The following is a 17,855-nucleotide window of genomic DNA, read 5'->3' as shown; positions in this document are numbered from 1 at the left end:
GCGTTCACCCCCATCCGTTCGTGGCGCGGATGCATCCCGCTCCCGCTTCCCGGCGCGGGACGCCGCGCTCACGCTTCTTCGAGCAGCCGTACGCCCCTGCCGGGCACGACCGTCCGCCCCTCCGCCGCCTCGCCGGTCAGGAGATCCGTGTAGCGGCCTTCATGCAGCTCGACTTCCTTTGCTTCCGCATTGTGATTCAGCAGGAACAGGAAGCCGCGGCCGTCCTTCACCCGCCGCGAACATTCGACGCCCTCCGGCGCCGCCTTCACGAGCGGCCGGATTTTCTTCTCCGCGCACAGGGTGCCGAGGAACCGTTCGAGGAACTCCCCGTCCGGACTCGACGCGACGTACCACGCCCGGCCGGCCCCGAACCGGTTCACCGTCACGACCGGCATGCCCGCATAGAAATCGTCGCCGTAGACGGCGATCGTCTCCGCGCCTTCGGGATGGATCAGGTCGTAGAGCAGGCTGCATTCGTATTCGCCTTCCAGCTCGCCGTAAGGCTTCGTCATGACGATCCGGTTCTTCCGGTCCGGCGGCAGCGCGTCGATCTCCTCCGCCCAGATGCCGAGCAGGCGCCGCAGTTCTCCCGGATAGCCACCGGTCCGCACGATGTCGCGCTCGTCGACGATGCCGCTGAAGAACGTCGTGACGAACGTGCCGCCGCGCGCGACGAACGCCTCGAGCTTCGCCGCGTAACCCGTCTTCACCATGTAGAGCACCGGCGCAATGACGATGTCGTACCGGTCGAGGGGCTCGTCCACGCCGATCATGTCGACCTGGATGTTCCGCCTGTAAAGCGCGTCGTAATAGTTGTGCACTTCCTTCAGATAATCCAGCGCGATCGACGGCCCGCTCGAGAGGCTCACCGCCCACCGGTTCTCCCAATCGTACACAATCGCGACCTTCGCCTCGACGCGCGCGTCGAGGATGCGGTCGCCGAGCATCTTCAGTTCCCGGCCGAGCTCCGCCACCTCGCGGAACACGCGCGTATGCTCGTGGCCGACGTGTTCGATGACGGCGCCGTGGAACTTCTCGCAGGCTCCGACGGAGCGCCGGAGCTGGAAGAACATGACGGTGTCGGCGCCGCGCGCGACGGCCTGCCAGCTCCAGAGCCGCATGACGCCCGGCCGCTTCAGCGAGTTGTACGGCTGCCAGTTCTGCTGGCTCGGCGTCTGCTCCATCAGCATGAACGGCTGGCCGCTCTTCAGCCCGCGCATCAGATCGTGCGTCATCGCCGTGAAGCTGACCGGCGTGTCGATCGCCGGATAGTTGTCCCACGAGACGACGTCCATATGCTTCGCCCATTTGAAGTAGTCGAGTTCCGGATAGGTGCCCATCAGGTTCGTCGTGACGGGGATGTGCGGGGTGTGCTTTTTGATCGCGTCATATTCGAGCTTGAAGCATTCAAGCAGACTGTCGGACTGGAAGCGGCGGTAGTCGATCGAGATGCCCTGGAAGTTCGTGCGGTTGCCGTTCCATTCCTCGCTCAGCTCGTTCGGCGCGACGATCTCGTCCCAGTCGTAGAACGTGTGCCCCCAGAAGCGCGTGTTCCACGCCTTGTTCAGGTTCTCGAGGGTGCCGTAGCGCTTCTTCAGCCATTCGCGGAACGCCGCCTCGCACCGCTCGCAGTAGCAGTAGCCGCCGTACTCGTTCGAGACGTGCCACGCGACGATCGCCGGATGGTCCCGGTACCGCTCGGCCAGCTTCTCCGCGAGAAGCGGCGCGAACCTGCGGTAGGTCGGGCTGTTCGGGCACGAGTTGTGCCGGCCGCCGAATTTCCGCTTGCGTCCGTGATAATCCACGCGCAGGATGTCCGGATATTTCTTCGCCATCCAGGCGGGGTGCGCGCCCGTGGAGGTCGCAAGGCACGTGTGGATGCCGTTCTCGTACAGCCGGTTGATCGTGGCGTCGAGGAACTCGAAGTTGTACGTCGTCTCGTCCGGCTGGATCATCGCCCAGGAGAAGACGTTCAGGGTCGCCACATCGATGCCCGCCAGCTTGAACATGCGGATGTCTTCGTCCCAGATTCGCGGATCGTCCCACTGCTCCGGATTGTAATCGCCGCCATACCAGATTTTCGGAAGCTTGTCGCTCAGCACCGCGCGGAATCCTCCCGAGGTTGAAATATAAGATTTATCATCATTGTAAACGCTGTTATGCTCTCAAGAAATATAATATTATGGATGCAGAATATAAAAAAACGGAAATATAAGGAGCGGAACGGGATGAAGGTGCACCGGCGGATCGTGATGCCGTTCGAGCAGCTCCGGCGGCTGCCGCTCGCCGTCGAGAGCGTCGGGATCAATCCGGAGCAGGAACGGATCGTGCGGCCGGACGGCTATCCCTATTACCACTGGCTGCAGACGTTGTCCGGAAGCGGCCGGATCACGGCGGAAGGCAGGACCCGGACGCTACCGGCCGGCTCCGGCGTCCTGCTTTTCCCGGGCGTCAAGCATTCCTACGAGGCGGACGAGGGCGGCTGGGAGACGGCGTATCTGACGTTCGGCGGCGCCGCGGCGGAGAGCATCCTCGCGGCGGCCGGCGTGCACCGGTCGATGTTCTGCAGCTGGCCCCCGGAGGCCGAGGTCGGCCGCCTGATCACGGCAATGGTGGAACGGCTGGAGACGGGCGGCGACGTGTTCGGCATCGAGGCCTCTTCGGCCGCGTACCATTTTCTGCTCGCGCTGACCCGCTACGCCACAAATCAGCCCGGGAGAAAAAAAAGCGATCCGGACCGGCTGGAGAAGTTGCGGAAGGCCGTGGAATGGATGGAAAGCCGCATCTCCGATCCGACCGTCGGCGTGGAGCAGATCGCGGACGTCCTCCGGCTCTCCGGCCGGCGGGTGACCGGGCTGTTCCGCGAGGCGTTCGGCCAGCCGCCCTACGCCTACTTCATCCAGCTCCGGCTGCGCAAGGCGAAGGAGCTGCTGACCGGCTCTTCCCCGCTGTCCGTCCGGGAAGTCGCGCAGCGCGTGGGCTTCCGCGACGCCAGCCATTTCATCGCCACGTTCCGCCGCCACGTCGGGATGACGCCGGAACAGTTCAGGAGATTGCACTAGGGGAGGATGGCACCCGGGCGGAGGACGACGCATTCCGGAGGGATTTTTGTGCGGATTGTCGAGGTAGTCCCCGCGGACGCGGGATGATACAATGCCATGTAATCATGCATGAGAGCGCATACAAGGACGGGCGGAGAAGCCCGGACGCGAAAGGAGTACGATCATGACCGACAAACCCCGGTATCCGTTCCTCGATCCCGATCTTCCGCTCGAGACGCGGATGAACGATCTGATCGCGAGGCTGACGACCGACGAGAAGATCCGACTGATGGCCCAGTACCAGGACGGGGTGCCCCGGCTCGGCATCGCGCCGTACAAGCACGGCACCGAAGCGGCGCACGGCGTCGCCTGGCTGGGAAAATCGACGACGTTCCCGCAGCCGCAGGGGCTCGCCTGCACGTGGGACGTCGACCTGCTGCACCGCGTGGGAACCGTCATCGGCACGGAGGCGCGCGTCTGGCATCGCCGCAATCCGGCGGTGAACGGCCTCACGCTGTGGGCCCCGACGGTTGATCTCGAGCGCGACCCGCGCTGGGGACGCACCGAGGAGGCGTACGGCGAAGACCCGCATCTGGCCGGGAAACTCGCTTCCGCGCTGATCCGGGGCATCCAGGGCGACCATCCGTTCTATCTCCGGGCCGTCGCGACGCTGAAGCATTTCTTCGCCAACAACAACGAGGCCGGCCGCGCCGAGCGGTCGGTCAGCATCGATCCGCGCAACCTGCGGGAATATTACCTGAAAGTGTTCGAGACGGCGTTCCGGGAAGGCGGCGCGCTCTCGATGATGACGGCGTACAACGCGGTGAACGGCGTGCCCGCCAATCTGCTGCCGATGATCACGGATGTCGTGAAGCGCGAATGGGGGATGAACGGCTTCGTCGTGAGCGACGCGTTCGACGTGACCGGCACGGTGCGCGACCACCGCTACATGGACTCGCTGCCGGCGGCGGTCGCCGCGTCAATCCGCGCCGGCATCGACAGCATCACGGACGACGCGAAGGTCGTGCATCAGGCGATCCGCGACGCGCTGGCCGAAGGGCTGCTCCGGGAGCATGATCTGGACACCGCGCTTACGAACACGTTCCGCGTCCGCTTCCGGCTCGGCGAATTCGATCCGGCCGAGCGGAATCCGTACGCCGCGATCGACGAGTCGCACATGATGCGCCCGGAATACGAGGCGCTGTCGCTGGAGGCGGCGGTGAAGAGCGTCGTGCTGCTGAAGAACGAAGGCCTGCTGCCGTTCTCCGCGGAGCGGGTGCGCCGGATGGCGGTGATCGGACCGCTGGCGGACGTCGTGTACCGCGACTGGTACAGCGGCACGCTTCCCTACGCGGTCACGCCGCTCGCCGGCATCGCCGAGGAGCTGTCGGGCCGCGCAAAGCCGCACGGGCCGGCGGAGGCGGACGCCGTCGGGGCCGCCGGATCGCGGATCGTCCATGTCCGGGGCACCTCCCGGGTGCGGCTCAGGTCGGCCGCAACGGGCCTGTACGTGCGGATTGCGGACGGGGAAGATGCGCCGCTTGCCGCGGACGCGGGAAGTCCGGAAGAGGCGGAGCTGTTCGAACTGACCGACTGGGGCTGGGGCAGCGTGACGCTGAAGGCGGTGCGCACCGGCAAGTACGTCACGACGGACGACCGGCGCGTGCTCGCCTCGGCGGACGAGGTCTGGGGTTGGTTCACGAAGGAACTGTTCGCGATGGAGCGGTCGGCGGACGGCCTTGCGGCGCTCCGGATCTGGAACGGCCGGCCCGTGCGGATCGGACCGGACGGCCTGCTGATCGCCGGCGCCGGCGATGCGCCGGAGACGGCGAACGTCGTCAATGTCGCGGGTGCGGCGGAAGTGCGGGACGACGGGGCGGACGCGCAAGGCGAGCGGTTCATCGTCGAGGTGGCGGCGGACGGCCTGCGCGAGGCGGCCGAGGCCGCGGCGTGCGCGGATGCGGCGGTCGTCTTCGTCGGCAACCATCCGCTGATCAACGGCCGGGAGACGGCCGACCGGCCGGACATCGCGCTGCCGGAACCCCAGCAGCGGCTGATCCGCGAAGTGCTCGCCGCCAATCCGAACACGGCCGTCGTCCTCGTCGCCGGCTATCCGTACGCCCTCGGCCGGACGGCCGAAGACGCGCCCGCCATCCTGTATCTCGCGCACGCGGGCCAGGAGATCGGCCGCGCGGTCGCCGGCACGCTGTTCGGCCGTTACAATCCCGCGGGACGTCTCGCCATGACCTGGTACCGGTCCGCCGATCAACTGCCGGATATCATGGATTACGACGTCATCCGGGGCAAGCGGACGTACCTCTACTTCGACGGCGAGCCGCTCTATCCGTTCGGCCACGGGCTCTCGTATTCGCGGTTCGTCTACGGCGATTTGGAAGTGGGCGCGGACCGGATCGCGGAGGGCGAACGCGTGAAGGTCGCATTCACGGTGACGAACGCGTCCGACCGATACGGCGAGGAAGTGCCGCAGCTCTATGTCCGCTTGGAGGGCTCGCGCGTACGGCGGCCGCTCCGGCAGCTCGCGGGATTTGCGCGCATCGGCCTCGGGCCGGGGGAATCGAAACGGGTCGAGCTCGAGCTGTCCGCGGACGAACTGCGCCATTGGGATGTGACGCGCTCCCGCTGGTGCCTCGAACGCGGCGTCTGCCGCATCCTGGTCGGCGCGTCGTCGGCCGACATCCGGCTCGAAGGCGTCCTCGCGGTGGACGGCGAGGTCGTCCCGCCCCGCGACCTGCGGCGGGTGACGCGCGCGGCCGACTACGACGATTACGCCGGCGCATCCCTCGACGAATGCCGGGAAGGCGGCGACAGCGCGGCCGTTGCGGACGGCGGCTGGCTTCGCTTTGACGACGCGGCCGTGCCGGCCGGCGTCACCTTCATCGAAGTGCGCGCCTGGAGCGCGGACGGCGCCGAGGTCAAAGTCCGGCTCGAAGGCCCGGACGGCCCCGTCGCCGGAAGCTGCCCCGTTCCCCCGGGCCCGCCCCGGGATTGGCGAACGTGCCGCGGCGCGCTGGCGCTGCCGGAAGGGCAGCGCAGTCTGTGGCTCCGTGTGAAGGGCGACGCGCATCTCGCGTGGTTCCGGATCGGCTGAGGGCCGGCTTCCCGGCCGCCGCGTGCCGGCATGCCCGCACACGCGGCTCCGCCGACGCGCCGCGCGCCGACGCCGCGTCGCCGCCGCCGATTTCCGGCGCGTACCGTCCCGCGTTGCAAACTCAGGAAGCCGTATGCTCCTTGCGGGGCTGACGCGGCCAGATCGTGTAACTGAAGCTGATGAGAAAATCGATGCCCAGCACGACGGCCCAGCGCAGGATCATGAGCAAGAGCTCCCGGCTCCTCCCGAGATCGCCGATGTACAGCGCCAATCCGGCCAGAATGGCGCTGCCGATCAGCCAGGCAAGCAGATGTTTGCACCACATGATCCGCTCATAGCGCGCGTGTTCCGCGCCGTACTTCGGTTTCGGCGCGGGCGCGGGCCCGCCGGCGAACCGGTGGGCGAACTTGCCGTCCGCCCACCGGATCATCTGTTTCCCGAACACGAGGGATACGCCGATATAGACCGCCGCCAGGCCGTGGAAAAATCCGGCCGTCGCCCCCCGCTTGATGTCGATCGCCGTGAACGCGAGCAGCGCGAAATCAACCAGGATCGTGCAGGCAAGCAGCACGGCTCCGAGCAACCTTCTTCCGAACAGATATCGGGCGGCGAGACCGGCGAGCACGAACAGCCAGAAACCGATCTCGCACGCAATGATCATCGCCGCGATCACGCCGCCGCCCCCCCCTCCCTTGGCTTTCGTCAGATTTTTGTGATACACTTGTATTAAATTAAGTCAACGCGTATTTTAGCACGGATGGATCACAAAATCAAATGCACGAGGTCGCAACGGCACCATGCCCAAAATCGTTGACCACGAGATGCGCCGCCGGGAGCTCGCGGACGCGGCATGGCGCGTCATCCGCCGCGACGGACTGGAGGCGGCGTCCGTCCGGAACATCGCAAAGGAAGCCGGCGTGTCGCTCGGCTCGCTGCGCCATTATTTCAACAGCCAGGACGAACTGCTGGCCTATGCGCTCGGCCGGGTCATCGAGCGGGTCCGGGAGCGGATCGGGAATCTGCGCCTTACGGGAGACATCCGCCGCGACATCGTGACCATCATCGAGCAGACGCTGCCGCTGGACGAGGAGCGGCAGACCGAAGCGATCATCTGGCTCGCCTATCTCGGCAAAATGCTCACAAACGCCGGGCTGGGCGCGCTGGCCGCGAAAACGCATGATGAGCTGTACCATCTGTTCCGCAGACTGCTGGACGCCATGAAGCGGCACGGCCTGCTGGACGCAAATGCGGACCCGGAGCTGGAAGCGCGCCGCATGCACGCGCTGATCGACGGTCTGGCCGTGCACGGCGTCGTGAGCCGGCACGCCGTCGATCATGACACGATCCGGGCGGTCGTCACCCGCCATCTCGAGAGCCTGTCGGCGGACAGGCCTTCCCGGACCTGACGACGCCGAGACCGGAATGCGGCCCGCAGGCCGGCCGGCAAAAAAGAACAAGCCCCGGGTTACCGGGGCTTCGAATGCCATGGGTATGAAAGCGGGGCATCCCGCTTGTTCGCGGCAATGGTCGGGACGACACGATTCGAACATGCGACCCCCTGGTCCCAAACCAGGTGCTCTACCAAGCTGAGCTACGTCCCGACGCAAAAGAAAATGGCGTGCCCAGAGAGACTCGAACTCCCGACCTTTTGATTCGTAGTCAAACGCTCTATCCAGCTGAGCTATGGGCACGCGACACGAAACGGATTTGCTCCCGGAACGTTCCGGGGCACTTTACGATTATACGCATTTCTCCTCTTCCGGTCAAGAGATCACGATCACTCCGGAAGATCGGGCGTTGGTCCGAAACGGTTCGCCTTCCGCGCATTTCCGATCCCGTCCCCCGGCGTGGAGAACGTCAGGCTGAACGAATGGATGAGGCAACGGACGTCATCGCAGGACGTCCGGCACGAAGCGGTCGGTACCTTTCCCGTATTGTTTCCGGTTCGCGATCACGTATGCGGCGAGGGCGGCATGCACAAGACGCCGATGTTTATGCAAACGGGATGCTTTTGCGCAGCAAAAAACCCTTCCCGGAACGAGAAGGGCCGACGTTGTCGCAGGTATGGTGCGGTCGAGAGGACTTGAACCTCCACGGTATTGCTACCACCAGAACCTGAATCTGGCGCGTCTGCCAATTCCGCCACGACCGCGTTCGGATGGCAATCATGCAGCCGAAATGGTTGCGGGGGCAGGATTTGAACCTGCGGCCTTCGGGTTATGAGCCCGACGAGCTACCGGACTGCTCCACCCCGCGTCGTTGAATACTGGCGTCAGCGGACTTAGAGCCAACCATTGTGCGGAATGCACCTTCACCCGTTTGGGCGACATTCTATAATCTATCACAGGAAATCCGCGAAATGCAACAAGTATTTTCTGGAAACGCCAATGCTCCGTCGCGGGACCACCATGCGGCCCCCCGGGTTGACGGGCCAATGAAAAATCCGCCGCCCGGTCCGGGCGGCGGATCCGTAGCTCAAGATTCGCGATCAGATGCGAACGGTCACGCGGGATGTTCCCGGATGCGGCGTTACCTTGAGCCCTTGCGGCGTCGCTTCCGTGACGGCGCCTTCCACCGACGCCGCGGCGGCGATGCCGCGCAGCAACACATGCCACGGCTTCGCGGCGCCCTCCGCCTCCATCACGATCGTATCGCCGCTGCGGGACGCCGCGGCCTGGAGCACGGGACGTCCCCGAAGATCGTGGACGACCGCCCGGGCCGTGCCGCCGTCCGCCAATTCGAACAGATGGAACGTCACGTTGTCCGCGTAGTCGTAATCCGGCCGCCGGTTGTCCGCGCCGAATGCGATCAGCGAATTCGGGCGAACGAGCAGCGGCAGGGAGAAGTAGTCGTGCTTCTCGCGGCGCCATTTTCCGCCGATGATCGTCTCGCCGGTGATCAGGTTCGTCCAGCGCCCTTCCGGGACGTAGTAGAGCACTTCGCCCGTCTCGCTGAAGATCGGCGCCACGAGCAGCCGTTCGCCGAGCATGTACTGCCGGTCGAGGTACAGGCAGGTCGGGTCGTCCGGGAACTCGAGCAGCATCGCGCGCATCACCGGCAGACCGCGCTCCGCCGCCTCGACCGCGCAGGCGTACAGATACGGCATGAGCGAACATTTCAGCCCGGTGAAAAAGCGGAGCACGTCGACCGCCTCCTCGTCGAACAGCCACGGGACGCGGTACGACTCGTTGCCGTGCAGCCGGCTGTGCGAAGAGAGCAGCCCGAAGGCGACCCACCGCTTGTAGATGTCGGGCGGCGCCGTACGCTCGAAGCCGCTGATGTCATGGCTCCAGAAGCCGAAACCGCTGAGTCCCAGCGACAGGCCGCCGCGCAGCGTCTCGGCCATCGAGTCGTAGGTCGCCGAGCAGTCGCCGCCCCAGTGGACCGGGAACCTCTGGCCGCCGGCCGTCGCCGAGCGGGCGAACAGCACCGCCTCTCCCTTGCCGCGGCATTCCTCGAGCAGCTCGAACACCGCTTTATTATATAAGTAAGTATAATAATTGTGCATCTTCTGCGGATCGGAGCCGTCGAACCAGACGACGTCGGTCGGGATCCGTTCGCCGAAGTCCGTCTTGAAGCAGTCGACGCCCATTTCGAGCAGCCGGCGCAGCTTGCCCTGGTACCAGCGCACCGCGTCCGGGTTCGTGAAATCGACGAGGCCCATGCCCGCCTGCCACATGTCCCACTGCCACACGTCGCCGTTCGGCCGCCTGACGAGGTAACCGTTCTCCATCCCTTCCCGGAACAGCGGCGACTTCTGCGCGATGTACGGGTTGATCCAGACGCAGATGCGAAGGCCCCGCTCCTTCAGCCGCCGGAGCATCCCTTCCGGATCGGGGAACACGTCGGGGTCCCACTCGAAGTCGCACCACTGGTATTCCTTCATCCAGAAGCAGTCGAAATGGAAAACGTGCAGCGGAAGGTTCCGCCCGGCCATGCCGTCGATGAAGGAGGACACGGTCTTCTCGTCGTAGTCCGTCGTGAACGACGTCGTCAGCCACAGCCCGAACGACCACGCCGGCGGCAGCGCGGGCCGGCCGGTCAGCCTCGTGTAGTTGTCGAGCACGTCCTTCAGCGTCTCGCCGCCGACGATGAAATACTCGAGCGATTCGCCCTCGACGCTGAAGCCGACCTTCGAGACGACCTCGGACGCGATCTCGAACGAGACGCGCTCCGGATGGTTCACGAACACGCCGTAGCCGTTGCTCGAGAGATAGAACGGCACGTTCTTGTAGGCCTGCTCGCTCGCCGTGCCCCCGTCCTCGTTCCAGATGTCGACGACCTGCCCGTTCTTGATGAACGGCGTGAACCGCTCGCCGAGCCCGTAAATGTACTCGCCGACGCCGAGGTCGAGCATCTCGCGGAAGTACGGCTTTCCGTTGTCGCGGACGTAACCCGCTCCCTTCGCGCCCGTGCCGGTGAGACGGCGTCCGTCGTAAAAGAACTCGAGCCCCCACGCGGGCATGCGGACCTTCGCCGTCAGACGGCCGCTCCTGATGAGCACGTGGTCCGGGCGGCGCTCGATCTCCGCCCGGTGGTCCGGATCGGCATGCAGGACGAAATGCGGCCCCCGGTCCCGGACCCCGGCGTGATGAACCCATTTCACGCGAATGACGTCCCTGAGCGGCGAGCTGATCTCGCACGTGATGAGCGGCGCGTTCAATGTGTCGCCCTTGTGCCTCACGAACTTCGTCGCGTTGTAAATGACCGCTGTGCCGTCGCGGACCGCCGCGTCGCGCACTTCGACCGGATAGTGGATTTCGACGCCCTTGCGCAGCATCCAGTAACCGTCGGTAAACTTCACTTTGCGATCCCTCCCGTCCTGCCTATAATGATATTGTCGCACGATAACGCATTCATCCCTGATTCTTGTCCGTTTTTATCAAAATTTTGATCATTTCCCGCGAAAGTCCGCGAGGAGGACGGTTGCCCGATGGACAAGGCGCTGTTGAAGGAAGCCCGCCGGCACGGCAGTCCCGCGTTTCCGGTCAGCATGTACCATTACCATTGCCCGCCGGATCAGCCGCTTCTGGATCTCCACTGGCACGAGGAGATGGAATTTTTCATGGTGACGGCGGGACGGGCCTCCCTGCGCGTGGGCACGGAAAATTGCGAAGTATCGGCCGGCGAAGCGGTCTTCGTCCCGAGCGGCGAGCTGCATTCCGGCTCGGTGCTCGGCGGCGAAGGCGTCTCGTTCTCCGCCGTCGTCTTCCATGCGGACCTGCTGTCGGGCAGCTCCCCCGACGAGATTCGCGAGCGGTTCGTCAGACCGCTTCTCGAGGGCAAATACGAAGTCCCCGTCCTCCTCGACCGGAGGAACGGGGACAGCGCCGCCCTGCTCGATCTGCTCGGGCAGCTGTTCGAACTCGACCGGACGCGGCCGTTCGGCTACGAGCTCGCCGTCCGCGGCATGCTCCAGACGTGCGTCTCGCTGCTGCTCCGGCTCGCCGCCCGCGCGGATCAGCCCCGGCGGACGGCCGCCGCGCAGCGGACGGAGCGCATCAAAGCGGCGCTCGAATACATCGAGCGCCGATATGCCGAGCCGATCCGGCTCGGCGACCTCGCCTCGGCCGTATCGATGAGCGAGGCGTATTTCTGCCGCCTGTTCAAACGGATCACGGCGGCGACGCCGGTCGAGTACATCAACCTGTACCGCGTCCGGCAGGCCGCGATCCTGCTTCGCTCCACGGACCGGAAGATCACGGACATCGCCCTGGAGGTCGGGTTCCGCAATCTGAGCTACTTCAACACGGTGTTCCGGCAACGGTTCGGCTGCACGCCGACGGAATACCGGCGGCGCGGTGCGGCCGGCGGCTGAACCTTGCGGCCCGCCGGTTCCCGCATCAGGCCCGGTCGCGGTCCTGTCCCTTGTCCGCCGCGGCCGCGTTCCGCTTCGCCGCCTCGCGGTCCCGGGCCATCTCCTCGACGGTGCGGACCTTGAGCCTCGCCGCGCCCTGATAGTCGCGGTGCGGGATGAGCGTGCCCGCCGTCCGGCCGGTCTCAAGCCTCGCCTTCGCCGCCGCGACCGCCTCCCGGTACTGCGGCAGCCACGCTTCCTGCGCGACGAGCATCTCGTCGACCATCTGCCAGATCTCCTTCGGATTGCACACCGCGCCGACCAGCGGGTCCATCAGGAACGCCTGGCGCAGCAGCAGATCGTCGCCGCGCACCGCCGCTTCGACGGCAAGCCGCTGCACGCTGATGCTGGCGTTGCAGACGGCGGCCGGTCCGAGCGGCAGATCGCCGACGTGCGGGATGTTGATGCCGTTGCCGTCCACGTATCCCGGCACTTCCACGACCGCGTCATGCGGCAGGTTGGAGATCACGCCGTTGTTCACGACGTTGAAATGCCCGCGGTACAGGCGTCCCGTCTCCAGGCTCTCGATGATGTACGAGCCGTGCTCTTCGCTGCGGTGCTCCGGTTTGAATGCAAGCGGCGGCTCCTTCATCCAGTTCGGAAAATCCGTCTCGAACCAGTTCCGTCCTTCGATGCAGACGCGCAGATATCCGCCCGTCTCGCCGTTGATCCAGCTTCCGAGATCGATCCACTCGGGAATCTCCTCGGGCCGCTTCCGGTACCAGGGCACGTACTCGCTCAGGTGGCCGTTCGATTCCGTGCTGTAATAGCCGAAGCGGCGCAGCATGTCGATCCGCACCTTCTCCGTCCGGCTGTAGACCGGATGGCGCTCGAACGCCTCCAGAAGCTCGCCCGTCAGATCCCGCCCCTTGTGCCGGATTTGGATGTACCAGGTCTGGTGGTTGATGCCGGCGCAGACGATGTCGACCTCTTCTTTTTTCAATCCGAAGACGTCCGCGATCTGCCGGTGCCCGTGCTGCACGCCGTGGCAGAGGCCGATCGTGCGGACGCCGCCGTACTTGTTGCACGCCCACGTCAGCATCGCCATCGGGTTCGCGTAGTTGAGCAGCAGCGCGTCCTTCGCCGCCACCTCGCGGATGTCCCGGCAGATATCCAGCATGACGGGAATGCCCCGCTGGCCGTACATGATGCCGCCCGCGCACAGCGTATCGCCGACGCACTGGTCGACGCCGTAGCGGAGCGGAATCTCGATGTCCGTCCGGAACGCTTCCAGCCCGCCGACGCGGATCGTGCAGAATACATATTTCGCGTCCTTCAGCGCCTCCCGCCGGTCGGTCGTCGCCTCGATCCGGATCGGCAGTCCGTTCGCGTCGATGTCCCGCTGACAGAGCTGCCGCACCATCTCCAGATTGCGCTCGCTGATGTCCGTAAACGCAACGCGGATGTCCCGGAATTCGGGCACCGACAGCAGGTCGCGCAGCAGGTTGCGCGTGAAGCCGATGCTGCCCGCGCCGATGAAGGTTACTTTGAATGACATGTCCTCCCGCCTCCTTCCGTGACACCCATTGTACCAGCGGAAGGAGCGAAAGCGTTATCACGATTGCAACCAGTTCGCCTCCCGATTGTCCGGAATCGCAACCTGTTCGGGCGAAAGGCGGTGCGTTCCGAACGATCGGCGGTAAGCCGCGGGCGTCAGGCCGGTATGCTTTTTGAACAGATCATGGAAGTATTGCCGGCTGCCGATGCCGACATAGTCCGCGATGTCGCCCGCCGGGATGTCGGTCTGGCGCAGCAGCATCTTCGCCTTCTCGATCCGGAACGCCGTCAGATACGCCATGACGGAACGTCCGGTCGACCGCTTGAAAATCCGCTGCAGATAGACCGGATGAAGGTTCACGCTCGCCGCAATGTCCGCGACGCGCAGCGGACGGTCGTAATGCTCGCGCATGAACGCGGCGGCCTGCCGCACGTAGCGTTCCGCGCCGGATGCGACCGCATCCGCCGACTCCCGGTACAGAGCCGCGATGCGAAGCAGGAGCTCCGCGAACAGGATCCGGATCATCGGCTCGCGGCGTTCCGGGTTGTCCAGCTCGAGCACGAGCGCCTTGAGCGCGTGATAGACGTCATGCGGTTCACGCAGCACGAGATGGTCGCGCGGACAGGCGAACAGCGCGGCCAGCGCCGGGTCTTCCGCCGCCAGCTCGCCGATCGAAGGCGAACCTCCCCCGCCCTCGGCAAAACGGAATTCCACGTTCAGCATCCGGCATGTCTCCGGCACGACCAGCCGGTGCGGAACGGCGGCATCGAGGAAGATGAACTCGCCCTTCTTGAGCTCGTACGCGTGCCGAGGCCCGGTACCAGGACCGATCTCGACCCGGCACCGCCCGCTGATCACGTACATGATCTCCAGCGAAGGATGCGTGTGGTCGGCCATCTCGTAGGCGCGCCATTCCTTGAAATAATAAGCGGTGGCGACCGGCTGGCATCGTCCGGCCGTCAGCCGCTCCGGAAACAGACCCATGACGGATGCACGCTCCCGTACCGCCGATGCGCGCTTTCGGATCGCAGCGTCGTCCGCCGCTTCAGGGCAGCCGTTCCATCCTCGACCAGTCGAAGCCGACGGCGTTCAGGAACGCCCGCGCGAGGATCATGTGGCCGGCCTGCGTCGGATGGACGCGGTCCCAGGCCAGCGCGGCGGGATACAGCGTCTCCAGCACCCGGTTGAACGCCGCCTGCGTGTCGACGAAGAGCGTCCCCTCTTCCGCGGCGATCCGCTTTACGGCGGCGCCGTAGCGGTCCATCATCGCGCGCATCGCGTCCGCCCCGTTCGGCTCGATATAGAACGGCGTCATCAGCACGATGCCCTCGACGAGCGGCTTCGTCCGCCGCACCAGTTCGCGCAGCGTCGCCTCGTATTCATCGAGGCGGACGTGCCGTTCCGGCATGAACGGCAGGTCGAACTGGCGCCACACGTCGTTGATGCCGATCATGATCGCGACCCAGTCGGGCTTCTCCTCGATGACGTCCGTCTCCCAACGCGCCTTGAGGTCGCGCACCGTGTTGCCGCTGATCCCCTTGTTGACGATGCGGATGCCGAGCTCCGGATAGACGGACGTGAGCAGCGCGTTGACGATCGTCACGTAGCCGCGGCCGGTCGCGTCGAACAGCCCCTCGCCGTCCGGCTTCGCGCGGTCGCAGTCCGTGATCGAGTCGCCGATGAAGAGCAGTTTCTGCCCCTGCTTCAGCTTCATGATGCGATCACCCGTCTTGTCCCATGGTATCGGTCTTACCCGCCCCGGATGCGGTGGTCGCCCCGGGCGGCGCTTCCCGGCCGGCCCCGCGGCGGTTGACCGCGGCCCGGTCGAGCTGCGGTTGCCCAAGTAACGGCAGCACCCCGGCTATTCGATCTCGCCGCGGCAGAACGCGACGACGTCGCGGTATTTCAAATCGCCGCCGAACAGATCGAGCGCGCTGCCGACCGTGATGTCGAGCCGGCCTTGCGTCACCCGCCGGAACAGCCGCAGGTCCTCGAGCGAGCGCGCCCCGCCCGCGTACGTCGTCGGAATCGTCGTCCATTCGGCGAGCCGCTCCGCGAGGTCGGCGAGGATGCCCGCCCGCTTCCCCTCCACGTCGACGGCGTGCACGAGAAATTCCGCGCAATGCCGTTCGAGCGCGCGGATGTTCGCTTCGTTCACCTCGAAGTCGCTGAACACGGTCCAGCGGTCGGTGACGACGTACCAGCGGCCGTCCCTGCGCTTGCAGCTCAGGTCGATCACGAGCCGCTCCCGGCCGACCGCGCGCACGATCCGCTCGAGGTTGTCCTCCTGCAGCCGGCCGTTCCGAAACAGGTACGACGTGACGATGACGTGCGATGCGCCGCGCTCGAGCCATTCGGCCGCGTTGTCCGCCGTGATGCCGCCGCCGATCTGGAATCCGCCCGGCCAGGCGGCCAGCGCCTCCGCCGCGGCTTGCTCGTTGCCGGGGCCGAGCATGATGACGTGTCCGCCGGTCAGGCCGTCCCTGCGGAACAGCTCCGCGTACCAGGCCGGGCTGCGGTCGGAGACGAAGTGCTCGACGAGGCCGCGGCCGCTGTCCGTGAGCGTCTCGCCGACGATCTGCTTGACCTTCCCCTGATGCAGGTCGATGCAGGGCCTGAATTTCATGGGTTGCGTCAGCCTTTCCGTCGCCGGCCGCGTCAAGCGCGCACCGGCGTGATCGTATTGCCAGTATCGTATTGCCAGTACAAGGTTAACGCATCCGGCCGCGGTTTGTCCATCGTCCGGCGCGATGCGGGCCGGGACGGCCGGCGTTCCGCCCGGATTTCGCTCCCTCCGCCCGTGCCGGCGTCTCGAATCCGCCCGTATTTCCCGCGGATTATTTCCCGGGCGAGCGCACGAATCGACGGTTCGCATCCGTTTTCCGGTTCTTCAGGGTAAAAAAATTGCGAACGAAGGCGCTTCCGCGTCCCTTCCGACACCGGAGCCCGCCGTTTTCGACAAACTGCGGCGACGGCCCGGCTCCGTCACGGACGCCCGGCCTGACCCGCGCATCCCGGCGGCGCCGACTTTGCCCGCGAGGATGCCCATGTCTTCATGGACGATGAAGTCCGGCTTCTCCCCCGCTGTCCAAATCCGTCCGGTCGGATTGGCGATGCCCTTGCCGGCGATGCCGGGTGCGGAGCCGTGGACGGGCCCGACCATTACCAATCCCGGCCCGATGCACCGAATGCAGCCGTTCAGACGTTCCAGATCCGCCCGTCGATCTCCACTTCCCGCTTCGCCTCCGCCGAGCGGAGGATCGCATCGATGATCGCCTGCTGGATCAGGATCTGCTCGCCCGGAATCGGCGCCGGCCCGCCGTCCCGCACCGCTTCGGCGAAATCCCTCACCTTCTCGAAGAACAGGTTCAGATCGTGCTCGATGAGCGGAATTTCCGTCTGCGTGTGCCGGCCGAACTCGTCGTGGTACAGCGTGATCCCGCCGATCCGGCCGTCCCAGGCGCCCGACCAGGGGCCCGTGCCGTACGGCGTCACCTTGAGCCCCGCCTCCGTGCCGAGGAACAGCGTCGGGCCGAGCGTGTCCATGTGCATCGCCCACGAGATTTTGAGCTGCATCACGAGATCGTTCTCGAACCGGATCATCGCGACGCCGAAGTCTTCCACTTCGAACCGGTCCGCTTCGGGATGATATTTCGGATTCCGCCCGAACCGGTTCGACGCGTAGGCCGACACCGTCACCGGTCGCGGATGGCCGAGCGCGTTCAGCGCCAGGTCGAGCGAATAGCAGCCGAGATCGGCCAGCACGCCGGCGCCTGCCAGCTTACGGCGGATGAACGTGCCGCCCGGCATGCCCCTCCGCCGCCCGCCGGCAACCTCGACGTAATAAAGGTCGCCGAGCCGCCCGGACCGGACGATCTCCGTCACAAGCTTCATGTTCGGATCGTACCGCGGCTGGAACCCGATCGAGAGGATCGTGCCCGCCGCCCTGCGCGCCGCCACCATGTCCAACGCTTCCTCCAGCGTCACCGACATCGGCTTTTCGAGCAGCACGTGCTTGCCCGCGCGCAGCGCATCGACCGTAGGCCGGTGGTGGGCCGCGTTCGGCGTGCAGATGCTGACCGCGTCGAGCGGAAGCCGGAGCAGCTCCTCGTGGGAATCGAACGCCGCCGCCTGTTCAAGGCCCAGCGCCTCGGCAAACTGCTTCGCACGGCCCGGCACGATATCCGCCACCGCCGCCACTTCGACGTACGGAAGCCGCTTGTACGCCTCCGCATGGAACCGCGCGATGCCGCCGCTTCCGATGATGCCGACTTTGATCGTCTTCATGCGATGCTTCTCCTCCAGGTCCGCGGACGCGTGAACAGGAAAAGCCGCTCCGCCCCCGCGGGG

General features: G+C 65.8%; 12 protein-coding genes and 4 tRNA genes. 4 read left to right on the top strand and 12 right to left on the bottom strand.

The annotated features are described in order from the left end of the window. Window positions 1-68 precede the first annotated feature (68 nt). Window positions 69-2,102, bottom strand: a complete 2,034-nt coding sequence (locus A9Z00_RS09855; protein ID WP_296976532.1) for a beta-galactosidase — start codon at window positions 2,100-2,102, stop codon at window positions 69-71. A gap of 126 nt (window positions 2,103-2,228) precedes the next feature. On the opposite strand from A9Z00_RS09855, the gene A9Z00_RS09850 reads away from it, so the two are divergent. Then, window positions 2,229-3,062: an AraC family transcriptional regulator gene (locus A9Z00_RS09850; protein ID WP_296976529.1), complete on the top strand. Its 834-nt coding sequence runs from the start codon at window positions 2,229-2,231 to the stop codon at window positions 3,060-3,062. Window positions 3,063-3,225: 163 nt separating this feature from the next. Then, window positions 3,226-6,150 carry a glycoside hydrolase family 3 protein gene (locus A9Z00_RS09845; protein ID WP_296976527.1) on the top strand — a complete coding sequence of 975 codons (2,925 nt, stop codon included), beginning with the start codon at window positions 3,226-3,228 and terminating at the stop codon, window positions 6,148-6,150. 121 nt (window positions 6,151-6,271) lie between these two features. Here the strand turns inward: A9Z00_RS09845 and A9Z00_RS09840 are convergent, their stop codons facing one another. Next, window positions 6,272-6,823 (bottom strand): hypothetical protein, encoded by a 552-nt coding sequence (locus A9Z00_RS09840; RefSeq protein WP_296976523.1) that lies wholly within the window; start codon window positions 6,821-6,823, stop codon window positions 6,272-6,274. Between the two features lie 124 nt (window positions 6,824-6,947). Between A9Z00_RS09840 and A9Z00_RS09835 the strand changes: the two genes are divergently transcribed. Then, window positions 6,948-7,556 (top strand): TetR/AcrR family transcriptional regulator, encoded by a 609-nt coding sequence (locus tag A9Z00_RS09835; RefSeq protein ID WP_296976520.1) that lies wholly within the window; start codon window positions 6,948-6,950, stop codon window positions 7,554-7,556. A gap of 118 nt (window positions 7,557-7,674) precedes the next feature. Here A9Z00_RS09835 and A9Z00_RS09830 read toward each other — a convergent pair. From A9Z00_RS09830 to yicI, 5 genes are all read right to left on the bottom strand, one after another. Further along, window positions 7,675-7,751 (bottom strand) — tRNA-Pro (locus A9Z00_RS09830). A 13-nt stretch (window positions 7,752-7,764) separates the two neighbouring features. Then, window positions 7,765-7,841 (bottom strand) — tRNA-Arg (locus A9Z00_RS09825). A 374-nt stretch (window positions 7,842-8,215) separates the two neighbouring features. Beyond that, window positions 8,216-8,302, bottom strand: a tRNA-Leu gene (locus A9Z00_RS09820). A gap of 27 nt (window positions 8,303-8,329) precedes the next feature. Then, a tRNA-Met gene (locus tag A9Z00_RS09815) sits at window positions 8,330-8,406 on the bottom strand. Window positions 8,407-8,638: 232 nt separating this feature from the next. Then, complete coding sequence (yicI, locus tag A9Z00_RS09810; protein WP_296976518.1) at window positions 8,639-10,954, bottom strand: alpha-xylosidase; 2,316 nt, start codon at window positions 10,952-10,954, stop codon at window positions 8,639-8,641. Window positions 10,955-11,083: 129 nt separating this feature from the next. Here yicI and A9Z00_RS09805 point away from each other — a divergent pair, with 129 nt between their 5' ends. Beyond that, window positions 11,084-11,968, top strand: a complete 885-nt coding sequence (locus A9Z00_RS09805; protein WP_296976515.1) for a helix-turn-helix transcriptional regulator — start codon at window positions 11,084-11,086, stop codon at window positions 11,966-11,968. Between the two features lie 25 nt (window positions 11,969-11,993). Here A9Z00_RS09805 and melA read toward each other — a convergent pair whose 3' ends face one another. The 5 genes from melA to A9Z00_RS09775 all read right to left on the bottom strand — a co-directional run bounded on the left by melA (window position 11,994) and on the right by A9Z00_RS09775 (window position 17,792). Then, the gene (gene melA, locus A9Z00_RS09800; protein WP_296976513.1) at window positions 11,994-13,505 is read right to left on the bottom strand and encodes an alpha-glucosidase/alpha-galactosidase; all 1,512 of its coding nucleotides are present in this window, start codon (window positions 13,503-13,505) and stop codon (window positions 11,994-11,996) included. 57 nt (window positions 13,506-13,562) lie between these two features. Beyond that, entirely contained in the window at window positions 13,563-14,489 is a 927-nt protein-coding gene (locus tag A9Z00_RS09795; RefSeq protein ID WP_296976506.1) for an AraC family transcriptional regulator, read from the bottom strand. A 61-nt stretch (window positions 14,490-14,550) separates the two neighbouring features. Then, window positions 14,551-15,219, bottom strand: coding sequence for an SGNH/GDSL hydrolase family protein (locus A9Z00_RS09790; RefSeq protein WP_296976503.1), 669 nt, complete (start codon window positions 15,217-15,219; stop codon window positions 14,551-14,553). A gap of 147 nt (window positions 15,220-15,366) precedes the next feature. Beyond that, window positions 15,367-16,131, bottom strand: coding sequence for a phosphoribosylformimino-5-aminoimidazole carboxamide ribotide isomerase (gene hisA / locus A9Z00_RS09785; protein ID WP_296976500.1), 765 nt, complete (start codon window positions 16,129-16,131; stop codon window positions 15,367-15,369). A gap of 572 nt (window positions 16,132-16,703) precedes the next feature. Beyond that, entirely contained in the window at window positions 16,704-17,792 is a 1,089-nt protein-coding gene (locus A9Z00_RS09775; RefSeq protein ID WP_296976496.1) for a Gfo/Idh/MocA family protein, read from the bottom strand. Window positions 17,793-17,855: the final 63 nt, after the last annotated feature.

Origin of the sequence: Thermobacillus sp. ZCTH02-B1, from assembly GCF_002159085.1 — a bacterium.
Lineage (GTDB): Bacteria > Bacillota > Bacilli > Paenibacillales > Paenibacillaceae > Thermobacillus.
This window is presented reverse-complemented; position numbering and strand designations above follow the sequence as displayed.